Below are 13,720 nucleotides of genomic sequence, written 5' to 3'. Positions count from 1 at the left end.
CCACTTTCGGATAAGTAAATGAGTGAGTCTACCGATATAGATGAAATAAGTGCAGCTTCCCTAGGGTTGACTGCTCCTATTCCCATCACAGAACACCCTGCCTCTGTCTACCTTTCCAGTCTGTCCCCCGGTTCTCGTCCGGCTATGGGGCAAGCTCTAAATGCGATCGCTCAAATATTAACCAGCAATCAGTGTGATGCCCTTACTCTTGATTGGGCTGAACTCAGGTATAAACATACAGCAACATTACGCTCTATACTGATGGAGAGGTACGCACCAGCCACGGCTAATAAAATGCTGAGTGCGTTAAGGAGAGTCTTGAGAGAAGCATTACGTTTGGAATTAATGGATGCTAGGGACTTTGATCGGGCGGTGGATATCGCTAATATCAAAGTTTCCAAGGAATTACAGGGGCGTTGTTTAACTGAAGGTGAAATCAATGCCCTAATGCAAGTATGCTTTGCAGATCCAACTCCCATTGGTTATAGAGACGCTGCATTGATAGCGATTTTACGGGGTGCAGGATTACGGCGGGGGGAAGCGGTGAATTTAAACTTGAGTGACTTGCACTCTGGTAGTATTAAAATCCGCAATGGTAAAGGTGGAAGAGACAGGACTGTTTATTTACCAGATACAGCTGTGACGGTGGTGGAAGATTGGTTAAAAATTAGGGGACGGGCTGCTGGGGCGCTGCTATGCCACGTTAATAAAGCTGGTGCTGTAACTTTACGACAGTTGACACCTCAAGCGGTGCTGTTCATTTTGGATAAAAGGGGTATAGAAGCTGGTGTAGAAAATTTCTCTGCACATGATTTCCGCAGAACTTTTATCTCTGACCTTCTCGATTCGGGTGTAGATATTGTCACGGTGCAACGATTGGCAGGCCACGCTTCACCGGAATTAACATCAAGATATGACCGCCGGGGTGAAGAAACCAAGCGTCAAGCAGTACAGTTTATTAGTGTTCCCAAACGGAAATAGTTGTAAAATCTTTTACTGTGAAGCTGTAATCACTCTTTACTATAGGAATCCGGTTTGATTCTTGTTCATTATACTGAGACTCAATCGTTGATTAGATGGGGTTTACGGTTTACAGCTTGTATGGCTTACGCCACGCTACGCTATCAAAAATCAAATAGTAGTCCTATATATAAAAGGGAATAGGAATTGGTTAGCTTTTTTAATCAGGTTTGAGCCAGTTTTCTACTTTTAAATTAGGAACACGGGAAAATTCACGAATATTGGCAGTAATAAGAATTAAATTTAGGGTGTATGCTTGGACAGCAATTAATAAGTCATTACTACCAATGGGAGTTCCAAGACGTTCCAAGTGCGTGCGAATTATGGCATAATTATGATCTATATCAGGTATTAAGGGCAAGACAGGAATTATACTAAAAGCTAGGTCAATTCGTTGTTTTAATCTGAATGAGTTGCTTTTTTCTGCGCCAAATCGTAATTCACAAGCTACAATGATGCTGGTACAAATTTTTTCTTCACCAACATCTTGAATTTGAGAAAAAATCTTACCTGTTGGGTGTTTGATAAAATCAGAGAGTATATTGGTGTCGAGTAAGTAAGAATAAGACATTTTTACAGTTCAATATCATCTAAGGGTAATAATCCTTCATCCACGTCGGAAAAGTCTTCTTCGATGTCATCTAAGGTGGCAAAGATTTCGAGAAGGGATTTTTTCTTGTAGGGTTCAATAATCAATTTTCCGTCTTCTTGTCGGATGATTACTTCTGTTGTTGATAGGGTTAATTCTTGAGGAATTGTTAAGGTTTGGGTGTTTCCTTCTTGAATAAGTTTGACGTGATATTCTGTATTCATTTTAATTATCCTCTTTTTGATTGTGGTTTTCTGGGGTTAGGGGATGGGGGACTTGGCGTACATCTATTTTACCTGTGACGGCATTGGTAATTAAGGAGGTGGGATATTCTTTTAAACGAGATTTAGTTAAACAACATACATTTCTAGTCTAGTTCCAGGGAACTATGAAGATAATTAATGTAGTTTATTTCGGATTTTATCGGAAATAATGGAAAAAATTTTAATCATCTGAGTTAAGAGGAGGAATTTGTTCAGCGGTTAATGTCACAACTTGTCCATCTTGCCAAATGCTTATTGATTCTCCTAAACGGCGGTGTCTTTCTATAGCTTTCTTCATGGCGAGTTTAACACCTGCGTCTATTTGGCTAGATAATTTCTCAGGAATTGGTTTATTTACAGAAATTGGCTTATTCATTAGTAGTGATTTGACTCCATAGTTGGGGTAGATAAATTATAGACTCTTGATTTAAAGGTTGTTCAGCTATTAACTGTAAAATCGGGTTAGAGTTATCATAAATAATCCATCTATCGCATAAAGGTAAGTATAATTCAATTAAGTTCTTTTTACCACGTTCGTAGCGACGGCGAATAGTCTCTTCTGGGATGTTGTGACCACCACTTTCTACCCGTCTGCGTACCCGTGCTATCGCTAATTCTGGACTTTGTAACCAAAAGTAAATTAAGTTGATAATATAACCTTTGGCTTGACATTCTCTCAAGAATCGGGCAAAGTTACGGGCTGCTAAAGTTGTTTCAAAAGCAAAATCAGCTTCAGCATTTACCAGAGTTTCTAGCCTTGCTAACATTAATCTTCCGGCTTTAACTGCTACGGATTCGGGGTTAAGAGAACTCCACAGAATGATTGATCCTATAATGAGAGAAGATAATTTCAGTGTGCAGCCGACCTCATGCGTCCAAAATCTATAATTCAACTCACGGAGAACCTAAAATCTCTGTACATAAAAACAGCCAAAAAACTCAAGGGAAGTGACCGAAGACAATTCATGGCAGAAGTAGTCAAAGGATTGGGAATAGGTGGACAGACTTTAGTAGAACGGGAGTTAGGATGGAATAGACGTACCATCAGGAAAGGGATGCAAGAATTGGAGAGCGGTAAGCCTTTTATTGATGGTTTCGACCGGAGTGGACGCAAGGGAGCAGAAGTAAAATTACCGAACTTATTGAAGGATATAAAATCCTTAGTAGACCCACAAAGTCAAACTGACCCCAGCTTTAAGAGTACCAGGTTATATACACGCATAACGGCAGGTGAAGTGCGTCGTCAACTAATTGTACAATATGGTTACACAGACGAAGAATTACCTTCATCAGAAACAATTCGTCGAAAATTGAATGATTTAGGCTATACCTTAAAAAGAGTCCTGAAAACCAAGCCTATCAAGAAAATTCCGGAAACAGAAGCAATTTTTGAACAAGTTGAACAAATTAATATTGAAGCTGACAATGATCCTCATACTCTACGGATATCTATTGATGCTCATGTGGCAGTTAAGGTGGGAGAATTTGACCGAGGTGGTACAACTCGGATGCCAACAGTCTCATTAGACCATGACTTTCCGACGGAAACAACTCTGACTCCCTATGGTATTTTTATCCCTGAGTACAAGGAGTTATTTTTATTCTTCGTTACTTCCAAATTAACTGCTGATTGTATTGTTGACTTACTTGAAAGCTGGTGGCAAACTGTCAAACACCGTTTTACTCACATTCAAAAACTGGTAATTAATCAGGATAATGGACCGGAAAATCATTCTCGTCGGACTCAGTTTATGAAGCGGATGGTCGATTTTTCCACATCATCTCAACTGAATTTACAACTTGCCTATTATCCGCCTTATCATAGCAAATATAACCCGATAGAACGTTGTTTTGGTTGGTTAGAACAGCATTGGAACGGCAGTTTACTTGACACTGTTGACACTGTGCTGAATTTCGCTCAAACTCTCACATTTAAGGGTAAAAATCCGGTTGTCACATTGGTAGAGAAAGTTTACTCCACAGGTATTAAACTTACCATCTCGGCTATGGCAGAAATTGAAACACAGATTCACCGCCTCCCCAATCTCAAAAAATGGTTTGTGGAAATTTTTACTAAACCAGCCTAGTTATTGGATCATCTTTTTTGTGGAGTTCTCATAAAGCAACGAAGACTTTGGCAATCGGGGTAAGAAGGATTACCAATATTGGAACAAAGAAAGTCATTGGGAAATTCCCTTCAATGAAAATGAACACCATTATCTGGTGGGAATCACAAATCGAACGAGACTATATCTATTTACTGGAGATTGACCCCAGCGTTGAGTCCTACAAAGGTCAGCCCTTCAAGATCCACTACACATTGAGGGGTTCTTGCAGAAGCTATACTCCAGATTTCTGGGTTACCAGACCTGACAGACAACAGGTGGTAGAAGTAAAACCTGCTTCAAAATTCAACGATGCTTCTAATATTGACAAGTGGAGGCACATAGCTGTTTGGTGTGAAGAGCAAAACATGGAATTTATGGTTGTTACTGATGTAATGATTCGACAACAGCCAAAATTAGATAATATCAAACTGCTGTATAAGTATGCTAGAACACCGCTCACAATTCAAAATTACTTAGATTGCCAAAGGTATTTCATTTCAGTTTCGTCAATTCCTTTGAACGATGCTTGTCTTGATTTAAAAAAATTAGGAATAGAGAAAAGTATTTTATTTAAATTGCTTTATTTTGGATTGATAGAGATAGATTTAACGCAACCGATTACTGCCAATAGCCTGATTAAATTATCCCCCAATCCAGGCAATTTCCAATCATTAATTTCTTAGTATATGAAAAGAATTCAACTCCGAACAGGACTGCATTTCTGGCTTCATGGACGTGAATACGTGATAAAAGAGCGTTTAGATGGAGGAGAGTTTCAAATCTGTGAATTTGTTACAAAAGCATTATCTAAAATCACATATAGTGCTTTCATTCAGTTTTTATTTCAGGGCGAGTTAGAAATCCAGACAACTGTAACATCTGAAGAAAAAAACAATTATATAAAAGCTGATTTTACCCAAATTCCTGAGTCGCTACGCGCCGAAGCCAAAAGGAGATATTGCTATATCAGCTTGGTTTTAGAGTTAGATGTACCTCACCGAAATCAAGACTTTCTACAACCGATTATTGAAGAAATTAAGAAACAAATTGATGACCCTAATCCTCCAAGTTGGCTAACTCTTTACCGTTGGCTAAAAACTTATGAGGCAGCCGGGAAAGATATTCGTTCATTAATTCCAAAGCATTTTAGTAAAGGAGATTATCGTCCCAAACTCCATTCAGAAGTTATTCAAATTATTGAGCAAGCAGTTCAGTCAACTTATCTTACACGTTTGAAACCCGACATTGCAGATGTTTATGATGAAGTTTTACGCCTGATAATTCATGAAAATGAGCAACGAGTAGCTATCGGTATTGAAGCCTTAAAAATTCCACACCGTTCAACTATTTATAGATTTGTTTCTAAATTAGAACCATCTGTAATCACTTCTTCTCGTTACGGCTCTCGTATAGCTTCTCAAATGTATGACCCAGTAATGAAGGGTCCATGTTCTACTCGTCCCTTAGAAAGAGTAGAAATAGACCACACCAAATTACCGCTGTTTGTAGTGGACACATCCAATCGGTTGCCCATTGGAACACCTTGGTTAACAACTGCTGTAGACAAATATTCAGGAATAACGCTAGGTTATTACGCTTCTTTTGAGCCACCCAGTTATTTATCGGTGATGCAATGTCTCCTACACGCCATACACCCCAAAAATTATGTGAGAGCGCAATACTCCAGCGTAGAAAATACTTGGGAAACTTATGGGCTGCCCGAAGTAATTGTAGTTGACAATGGCAAAGAGTTTTACAGCACTCACTTTGAAGATGCCTGCCTTCAGTTAGGAATCGCCATTCAATATTGTCCCCCCAAAATGCCTTGGTATAAAAGTACGATTGAAAGATACTTTGGCACTTTAAATAGTCTACTGCTTTCAGATAAACCAGGTAAAAACTTTTCCAACTTGATGAAGCAGTATGATTACGACCCTCTCAAAAATGCTGTAGTTTCTTTTGAGGCTCTACAAGAAATTCTACACATTTTCATCGTCGATATCCATAATCAAAGTTCTCATCCCTCACTCAAGTCTCCCCGTCATACTGTTTGGTCAAAAGCCATCTCAGAATTTCCCCCGACTTTACCATCATCAAATCAAGAGCTAAAAGTTTTAATCGGTAATATAACGAAGCGCCAAATTACTAGACATGGGGTAGAATTTCAAGGTCTTTTATATAACAGTCATGAACTAGCTCGGATTCGTTCTTCCACATCTACAAAAGCAAAAACAACAGTCAAATATGACCCAACCGATTTATCACGAATTTATGTTTTTGACTCAACAATACACCAGTTTTTGGAAGTGCCTGCGCTATCTCAAGAGTATACGAAAGGAATGACTCTCTGGCAGCATCAAGTGGTAAAGCGTCTGGCAAGTATTGAAGCTGAAAAAGTAGATATCGTGGCACTGGCTTTAGCCAAAGAGAAGATTCAAAAAATTGTTGAACGGGAATGGCTTTCATCTAAAAAAGGCAAAACTCGTGTAGCAATGGCAAGATGGAAAGGAATAGGTGTCCCGGGAATAAACACAGAATACATTGAAGAAAAGCCACCGGAACAAATACATACTAATATTGATATTCCTGCTCATGAATCAAATGTAATGGCAGGAATATCAGATATTGGCAGTGCATTTAATAATTGCCCATCATCAGAACCTGATAAGAATCAAAAAACAATGGAAATTAATCTTGATGATAAAAAACTAAATTCTTCTGGAGAAAATGCCGCAGAAAAATCTACATCTAAAAAACAGCGAAATCCCTTAGCTAGTAAAGAATCTCCCGCCTCAACTATTAACAGCTTATCGGATAAAGTAACAGACGCTTATTTGGCATCAAATGAGATGGCTCTGCGTTTTTACTATGCTTCTGACGGAATTGTTGCTTATGTGATGAAGCTCATTCGTTATGGAACACATCTGGCACTGAAGTTAGGCAAAGAGAAGTTGGAATTGAATCTATTAGCTCTGGCATTTGATAAATATGTAAAAGCAGATAAACCTAATAAAAAAAATCCTTTCCTCACTAATGATTTTCTATCTCAAGCAGATAAATCTGCTGAGGATATAGAGTCATTAACGATAGTGGGAGGTACTTCTCGAAGAATCCAAAACAAAAAGAAAAAACTAGTTTCATCTGATGTTTTACGAAAATAAAAGATTTCTGCGCCGTCCTCTTCCCTATCCTGATGAGAGTTTGGCTGGTTATATTATCAGGCTTAGTGAGAGCAATTACTATCCTTCCCCTAATTTTATTTTTCAAATATCAGGTTTGAATAAGCGAGGAATATATGCTAATGTATTCCAGCCAGGAATAGATGATTTATCCCAACTCAGTAAGATTTCTGGTATAGAAGAAAGTCTTCTGTGGTCAATGACATTTCCTACTGTAGTTCCAAGTCCTATTAAATATGGAAGTAGTGTTAAGGTATTTGAAAGTATAGTCCCTCATTATACTTTAACCAATAGAAAAGCAAAGCTTTGCCAAATTTGTTTACAGTCCAAGGCTTATTGTCGAAAAATATGGGATTTATCTGTTGTTTCCGTATGTCCATTCCATTCTTGTTTACTAATTGATAAATGTCTTAAATGTTCCCAAAATATTACATGGCTAAGACCAAGTATCACCAGATGTAATTGTGGAATTGACTGGCGTGACTATCAACCAGACGAAATTTTAGATCCGCAAAATCTCGTTTTATCTTCACATATATATAAACTTTGTAAAATTGGGAATATAGAATCAGAAAATATCTGAAAATTATCATTATTAAATCCATTATACCAATTAAAATTAGCTTCTTTAATGCAGATTTTATTCTCCCTCATAAAATTTCGTTATTTTGATTATATTGGAGATAAATTCTTGGATAGGATACAATCTCCAGTCTCCCCAATTGAAAATTATAAGTTTTGTTTTGATAGAGTTTTTTGTATATTAATCAATTGGGAAGAAGAATTTTTAAGTTGGATGTTAGGTTATGAAGATTATCTAGAAAATCTTGACAATAACTCTGGACAACCTATTAACAAACATAATGTAGTATTGAGGGTATTTAAATCAATTTTTAAGTTATTTTTGCTGAATGAATACAAATTTATATTGAATGTTATGGAGGTTTATTTTTGGAGTCTATTATCTCGAATGTCTATAAAAAAGGTAAAAATTTCTTTGAGGACAAAATTCCGTGTTTATTCTTTATATGTTTCTCTTGAACAAAATCAGTCTCCTTTAAAACGATTCACTCAAAAATTTGGGTTACAAGAGATGAGCTTGGGTTTTTTATTGAATACGAGCCAATTTTATATTCAGGATGATACGATTTTCTTTAAGATGGGCTAAAGTCGGAAAATTTCAGCTAGTCTGCGATTTTGGTAGGAATTTTTCATCTACTCCGCGACAGATTTTCACTTTGTCTGCGACAAGGTAAGTTAGAACCCTGATTATTTCGTTGAAATTTTTTCATTTAGTCTGCGAACCGACACGTGCCTACTGTACTAATTCCTATAGTACGCCACTTAGCTAAAATCCACCGCAACGGTCACACAACAGCGCTGCTGCAAGCATTACAGGAAGTGATTTCACAATTCGATAGCAGCTTGGAACTGGAAGCAACAGGTGAATTACAGCAAGTTGACGATAAACTGGGGCAATTGGAAGCGCACCTTTGCCAACAAGATGAACTGCTGTCCAGTAAACTGGAAACTCTTGCAGAACAACTAGAGAAAATAGAACGTGCGCTTGCTTCTGGTAAATACAGTGGTGGTAACTCTAGACCCCGCCGTTCAGGATATGCCTATCAGTATCAACAACAACCAGTAGAAATTAATTCTTTTGCACCTGAAAATTTAGCGCAGAGATTGGGCGTTACTCTCCAAAGTATAATTACAGAACGGGAAAGCAAGAGTGAGCAGGAATTTATCAGCTGGTCGAGGAATCGTGACCCAAGTGGGTTAGGGTGGAAATTTCAGCCTAAAGATGGGTTGTATTATCCAGTGAGGCAGTAGGAAGCTCATTTTCCACTGCAAACATGATAATTAAAAGTCATAAAAACTGCTGAACCTTGATTTAAAAACCGCCCATAAAGTGTATAATAAATAGTAAGAAAATCCATTTTAAATAATTACTAAATTGAGTTACGATAACGCTTGTAAATATTTATCATAACAGTATCCAGATTTAGCAGGTGGTTGTTAGCAATAGAACCGCATTGAAATTTGAAAACCTAAAATAATGCCCAACTTATACATTATCGGCGGTGCAAACGGTTCTGGTAAAACTACCGCCGCATTACAAATCCTTCCCTACTTCCTAAAAGTATTTGAATATGTCAACGCTGATGAAATAGCCGCCGGACTTTCGCCTTTTAGAGAACTCCACAAAAAAGATGATCCAATAACTAGGCTGGTTTAGTAAAAATTTCCACAAACCATTTTTTGAGATTGGGGAGGCGGTGAATCTGTGTTTCAATTTCTGCCATAGCCGAGATGGTAAGTTTAATACCTGTGGAGTAAACTTTCTCTACCAATGTGACAACCGGATTTTTACCCTTAAATGTGAGAGTTTGAGCGAAATTCAGCACAGTGTCAACAGTGTCAAGTAAACTGCCGTTCCAATGCTGTTCTAACCAACCAAAACAACGTTCTATCGGGTTATATTTGCTATGATAAGGCGGATAATAGGCAAGTTGTAAATTCAGTTGAGATGATGTGGAAAAATCGACCATCCGCTTCATAAACTGAGTCCGACGAGAATGATTTTCCGGTCCATTATCCTGATTAATTACCAGTTTTTGAATGTGAGTAAAACGGTGTTTGACAGTTTGCCACCAGCTTTCAAGTAAGTCAACAATACAATCAGCAGTTAATTTGGAAGTAACGAAGAATAAAAATAACTCCTTGTACTCAGGGATAAAAATACCATAGGGAGTCAGAGTTGTTTCCGTCGGAAAGTCATGGTCTAATGAGACTGTTGGCATCCGAGTTGTACCACCTCGGTCAAATTCTCCCACCTTAACTGCCACATGAGCATCAATAGATATCCGTAGAGTATGAGGATCATTGTCAGCTTCAATATTAATTTGTTCAACTTGTTCAAAAATTGCTTCTGTTTCCGGAATTTTCTTGATAGGCTTGGTTTTCAGGACTCTTTTTAAGGTATAGCCTAAATCATTCAATTTTCGACGAATTGTTTCTGATGAAGGTAATTCTTCGTCTGTGTAACCATATTGTACAATTAGTTGACGACGCACTTCACCTGCCGTTATGCGTGTATATAACCTGGTACTCTTAAAGCTGGGGTCAGTTTGACTTTGTGGGTCTACTAAGGATTTTATATCCTTCAATAAGTTCGGTAATTTTACTTCTGCTCCCTTGCGTCCACTCCGGTCGAAACCATCAATAAAAGGCTTACCGCTCTCCAATTCTTGCATCCCTTTCCTGATGGTACGTCTATTCCATCCTAACTCCCGTTCTACTAAAGTCTGTCCACCTATTCCCAATCCTTTGACTACTTCTGCCATGAATTGTCTTCGGTCACTTCCCTTGAGTTTTTTGGCTGTTTTTATGTACAGAGATTTTAGGTTCTCCGTGAGTTGAATTATAGATTTTGGACGCATGAGGTCGGCTGCACACTGAAATTATCTTCTCTCATTATAGGATCAATCATTCTGTGGAGTTCTCTTAAGTGATTTGTTTGTTGATGTCAATATATTGGAAGAACCCAGTAGTGAGCGCAGAGATGAGGTAAAAAATCTGTGGCAAGACTTTCAGCACGGGTTAAATAATTATTCTAGGGATCGCAGTTTAGATCGGATTGGATTGGGACAAAAACTGAAGCGGGTTTCAGGTTTAGAAATTTTGGCAACGAAAACGAGCAATGGACAGATTGAGAATCCTAAACTGATGGTATTAGGCAAACCAGGTTCTGGTAAAACGACCTACTTACAGCGAATTGTGACGGAATGTAATACAGGAAAATTGCTAAAGGATCAAATTCCTGTCTTGATTCAACTAAGACGCTTTATTCAACGGAAAACTACGATTGACTACAACATTAAATGTTATTTGATGCAACTTTGGCAGATTTCAGAGATAGAAATTGAGGCAATTCTCCGCCAGGGTAAAGCGTTTGTTCTCTTTGATGGTCTGGATGAAATTACGGGAGAAAACGGTCGCAAGATCACAGATCAGATCAAGGAGTTTATTGAAACTTTCCCAAAAAATCCAGTTATTATTACCTGCCGAACCCAGAATCATGATTTACAGTCTGCCTGGAAGACTCTTCTTTTTCGGTATGTAGAGGTAGCAGATTTTAATAAAAAGCAAGTAGAAACATTTGTACAACAATGGTTTCAAGTAGTCATTCAGGATGTTAAGACTGGTGAAGAAAAAGCCAAAGATTTTTTAGTTCAGTTGTTTCTAGATGAAAACAAGCCGATTCAAGATTTAGCAATTACCCCGATTTTACTGAGTTTAACCTGTGCGGTTATAAGACAGGAAAATTTTACTCAAAGCGTTCTAAGCTATATAAAGAAGGGTTAGAATTGCTATTAAAACAATGGGACAAATCACGGGAGATTGAACGAGATGAGATTTATCGGGATTTGTCAGTGAAGAGGAAGCTAGGGCTATTGAGTTATCTGGCAGTGAAAAAGTTTGAGCAAGAGCAATATGTATTATTTGAGCAAACGGAGATTGAGATATATATTGCGGAGTTTTTGAAGATTGAGCAGGAAGATAGTCAAGTGGTATTGAAGGCGATGGAATCTCAGCATGGATTATTGATTGAGCGATCACACGAGATTTGGTCATTCTCGCATTTGACCTTTCAAGAATATTTTGCTACCCTATTTTATACTTCCAATTATACAGATATAAAAGATTATAAAAAATTAGCAAAAAAAATTATAACCAACAAAAAATGGTTACAAATTTTTTTATTGATTGGTGAAATTATAGATTATGAAGATTTACTTGTACTAATGAAGGAAGAAGCTGATGCGATTATAATCTCTAATAATGAATTGCAAAGTTTTCTTTCGTTACTTAATAAAAAATCTATCTTAATTAAGATACCATATATTAAAAAGTCAGCTATTCGAGCATTCTATTTAGATTGTTTATTTCTTACAAATAAAAATTCATTAGATGGTGGAATTTCACTCTCTATAAGTCCAAATTCTGAACGAGAGATGGAAAGAATAATAAAATTCAATCATGGTTTCAAATATATTTATGAACGAATTAATGATCTTAATTCAGAAATTATTTATAACTATTTAGATAATAAAAGCGTTATTAATTATCTTGAGAATACTAGATTTAATCATTTTGCTATCTGTATTAATGATGCTTTAATATATTCTATTCAAAATGCTTATAATGATGAAATGAAAAAAGATTTACAATATATTAAAGAACTACTTCCACAAAATCAACCGTATCCATATATGAACGAAAAAATCATTCAGTTTAAGTATTGGTGGAAGGATAATAGGTTAACTTTTTTTAATAAAATTGAATTAGTTGTGAAAAAGCATGGAGATATTGATGATTTTAAATTTAATGATAATCAAGAAAGAAACTTATTAAAAAGTTATTATGATGCTAATAAGTTGTTAATATTAACATATTTAAATAGCGGTTGTATAGTAAGTGATAGCGTGAGGCAAGAAATTGAAGAAACCCTATTATTGCCGATCGCCGAAATTGAAAAACGCAAACGTGAAATAGCCGAATAGAGCGATCATCTCATAATTTGTATTGAATTTTAGGCTACATCATCAGAGAGAAATTTAGGAATTTGATTGTAAACTTCTGAATTTTCTGCAAATGCCTGACGTAAATCATATTGAGTTTGTAAATTTAACCAAAACTGGGCAGTGTTGCTAAAATAGTAAGATAGACGCAAAGCTGTATCTGCTGTAATATAATACTGCGCTTTCCAGATAAAAATTCGCTAATTTGTGTCTGAGATACATCTCGTCTACCTACTTCTCTTCGTACTTTTAATTAGTGCTGAATAATTTTATTTCTGCTACCGCAGTCACCTTTCTAGTAATGACGCAACCAGAGATAAACGATTATGACTCAAACAGCACCAAGACAAAAGATAAAGACTGCAAATCAGACAAAACAAACAAGTGTTGCTAATCCTGAAATAGACAGTGAAGTATCAACAAATATCACAAAAATACCTGAAGTTAAAAAGAAGAAATCTACATCTGCAAACCCTGATACTCCAACTGAACCCATCGAAAAGAAGCGGAATAAGCAAAAAAAATCCAAATCAAAGTTAAACCCTCCAATACCCAGAGAATTAGGCATGGAGGTAATATGTGAACAAGCTAAATTTTACGATGCCCTCTTTTTAGTGAATTGTGCTACCCCAGCTAAACCTAGTCATCCTATTCTTGCCAATGTCCTTATAATTGCAGATGTGGAAACACAACAGATACATCTAACTGTCACAGATATAGCATTAACAATTCAGGCGAGTTTTGCTGCCCAAGTGTTATTAAAGGGTGAAATTACTGTACCAGTGCAAATTTTATTGGAGATAGTCAAGTATTGCCCTAATGGGACTATTTCTCTGAATAGTCAAACTCAAATTACTCAATTTACTGATGACTCATATCTTGCACCTTAAAATAGTAATGTCAATTCCATGACTAAGTGCTAAGGGTCGAAGTCGTTCAATGTCAAGTAATAACAAAGACAGGACTAAATGAGGAA

The 13,720-nt window shown here is 36.9% G+C and carries 17 protein-coding genes; 11 read left to right on the top strand and 6 right to left on the bottom strand.

The genetic code is table 11. From position 1 onward, the window contains the following. Nucleotides 1-18 precede the first annotated feature (18 nt). Nucleotides 19-981: a tyrosine-type recombinase/integrase gene (locus ACOWPH_RS00145; RefSeq protein WP_015213423.1), complete on the top strand. Its 963-nt coding sequence runs from the start codon at nucleotides 19-21 to the stop codon at nucleotides 979-981. 199 nt (nucleotides 982-1,180) lie between these two features. Here the strand turns inward: ACOWPH_RS00145 and ACOWPH_RS00140 are convergent, their stop codons facing one another. The 4 genes from ACOWPH_RS00140 to ACOWPH_RS00125 form a co-directional block, all read right to left on the bottom strand. Then, nucleotides 1,181-1,591, bottom strand: coding sequence for a type II toxin-antitoxin system VapC family toxin (locus ACOWPH_RS00140; protein WP_015213422.1), 411 nt, complete (start codon nucleotides 1,589-1,591; stop codon nucleotides 1,181-1,183). A gap of 2 nt (nucleotides 1,592-1,593) precedes the next feature. Beyond that, on the bottom strand, nucleotides 1,594-1,833 hold the full coding sequence (locus ACOWPH_RS00135; protein ID WP_015213421.1) for an antitoxin: 240 nt from the start codon (nucleotides 1,831-1,833) through the stop codon (nucleotides 1,594-1,596). A 220-nt stretch (nucleotides 1,834-2,053) separates the two neighbouring features. After that, nucleotides 2,054-2,248 (bottom strand): hypothetical protein, encoded by a 195-nt coding sequence (locus tag ACOWPH_RS00130; RefSeq protein WP_015213420.1) that lies wholly within the window; start codon nucleotides 2,246-2,248, stop codon nucleotides 2,054-2,056. Beyond that, a complete protein-coding gene (locus tag ACOWPH_RS00125; protein WP_042464677.1) occupies nucleotides 2,241-2,765 on the bottom strand; it encodes a zeta toxin family protein in 525 nt (174 codons plus the stop codon). Before ACOWPH_RS00125 ends, ACOWPH_RS00130 begins: the two co-directional genes overlap by 8 nt. On the opposite strand from ACOWPH_RS00125, the gene ACOWPH_RS00120 reads away from it, so the two are divergent. The 7 genes from ACOWPH_RS00120 to ACOWPH_RS00090 all read left to right on the top strand — a co-directional run bounded on the left by ACOWPH_RS00120 (nucleotide 2,760) and on the right by ACOWPH_RS00090 (nucleotide 9,398). Beyond that, on the top strand, nucleotides 2,760-3,959 hold the full coding sequence (locus ACOWPH_RS00120; protein ID WP_081593733.1) for an ISAzo13 family transposase: 1,200 nt from the start codon (nucleotides 2,760-2,762) through the stop codon (nucleotides 3,957-3,959). The genes ACOWPH_RS00125 and ACOWPH_RS00120 overlap by 6 nt on opposite strands. A gap of 119 nt (nucleotides 3,960-4,078) precedes the next feature. After that, nucleotides 4,079-4,663, top strand: a complete 585-nt coding sequence (locus tag ACOWPH_RS00115; protein WP_244887738.1) for a TnsA endonuclease N-terminal domain-containing protein — start codon at nucleotides 4,079-4,081, stop codon at nucleotides 4,661-4,663. 3 nt (nucleotides 4,664-4,666) lie between these two features. After that, nucleotides 4,667-7,141 (top strand): Mu transposase C-terminal domain-containing protein, encoded by a 2,475-nt coding sequence (locus ACOWPH_RS00110; protein WP_015213417.1) that lies wholly within the window; start codon nucleotides 4,667-4,669, stop codon nucleotides 7,139-7,141. Further along, nucleotides 7,125-7,742 (top strand): TniQ family protein, encoded by a 618-nt coding sequence (locus ACOWPH_RS00105; protein ID WP_015213416.1) that lies wholly within the window; start codon nucleotides 7,125-7,127, stop codon nucleotides 7,740-7,742. Before ACOWPH_RS00110 ends, ACOWPH_RS00105 begins: the two co-directional genes overlap by 17 nt. Before the next feature lie 108 nt (nucleotides 7,743-7,850). Then, nucleotides 7,851-8,327: a hypothetical protein gene (locus tag ACOWPH_RS00100; protein ID WP_150110992.1), complete on the top strand. Its 477-nt coding sequence runs from the start codon at nucleotides 7,851-7,853 to the stop codon at nucleotides 8,325-8,327. A gap of 143 nt (nucleotides 8,328-8,470) precedes the next feature. Beyond that, on the top strand, nucleotides 8,471-8,992 hold the full coding sequence (locus ACOWPH_RS00095; RefSeq protein ID WP_015213414.1) for a hypothetical protein: 522 nt from the start codon (nucleotides 8,471-8,473) through the stop codon (nucleotides 8,990-8,992). Between the two features lie 226 nt (nucleotides 8,993-9,218). After that, the gene (locus ACOWPH_RS00090) at nucleotides 9,219-9,398 is read left to right on the top strand and encodes a hypothetical protein (protein ID WP_015213413.1); all 180 of its coding nucleotides are present in this window, start codon (nucleotides 9,219-9,221) and stop codon (nucleotides 9,396-9,398) included. Here ACOWPH_RS00090 and ACOWPH_RS00085 read toward each other — a convergent pair. Beyond that, nucleotides 9,385-10,584, bottom strand: a complete 1,200-nt coding sequence (locus ACOWPH_RS00085) for an ISAzo13 family transposase (protein WP_081593733.1) — start codon at nucleotides 10,582-10,584, stop codon at nucleotides 9,385-9,387. The two genes, ACOWPH_RS00090 and ACOWPH_RS00085, sit on opposite strands and share 14 nt — an antisense overlap. Before the next feature lie 112 nt (nucleotides 10,585-10,696). On the opposite strand from ACOWPH_RS00085, the gene ACOWPH_RS00080 reads away from it, so the two are divergent. Together ACOWPH_RS00080 and ACOWPH_RS00075 are read left to right on the top strand one after the other, a co-directional pair. Next, complete coding sequence (locus ACOWPH_RS00080) at nucleotides 10,697-11,527, top strand: NACHT domain-containing protein (RefSeq protein WP_171815781.1); 831 nt, start codon at nucleotides 10,697-10,699, stop codon at nucleotides 11,525-11,527. A 2-nt stretch (nucleotides 11,528-11,529) separates the two neighbouring features. Then, entirely contained in the window at nucleotides 11,530-12,726 is a 1,197-nt protein-coding gene (locus ACOWPH_RS00075; RefSeq protein ID WP_190645383.1) for an NACHT domain-containing protein, read from the top strand. A 29-nt stretch (nucleotides 12,727-12,755) separates the two neighbouring features. Here ACOWPH_RS00075 and ACOWPH_RS00070 read toward each other — a convergent pair whose 3' ends face one another. Next, nucleotides 12,756-12,896: a helix-turn-helix transcriptional regulator gene (locus tag ACOWPH_RS00070; RefSeq protein ID WP_199327357.1), complete on the bottom strand. Its 141-nt coding sequence runs from the start codon at nucleotides 12,894-12,896 to the stop codon at nucleotides 12,756-12,758. Nucleotides 12,897-13,070: 174 nt separating this feature from the next. Here ACOWPH_RS00070 and ACOWPH_RS00065 point away from each other — a divergent pair, with 174 nt between their 5' ends. Further along, on the top strand, nucleotides 13,071-13,634 hold the full coding sequence (locus ACOWPH_RS00065; RefSeq protein WP_242043077.1) for a hypothetical protein: 564 nt from the start codon (nucleotides 13,071-13,073) through the stop codon (nucleotides 13,632-13,634). The last annotated feature ends 86 nt before the right edge of the window (nucleotides 13,635-13,720 follow it).

The sequence above is a fragment of the Anabaena sp. PCC 7938 genome (assembly GCF_049315035.1).
GTDB classification, from domain to species: domain Bacteria; phylum Cyanobacteriota; class Cyanobacteriia; order Cyanobacteriales; family Nostocaceae; genus Anabaena; species Anabaena cylindrica.
The sequence above is the reverse complement of the archived record's forward strand: the minus strand, read 5'-3'. Positions and strand labels throughout refer to the sequence as shown.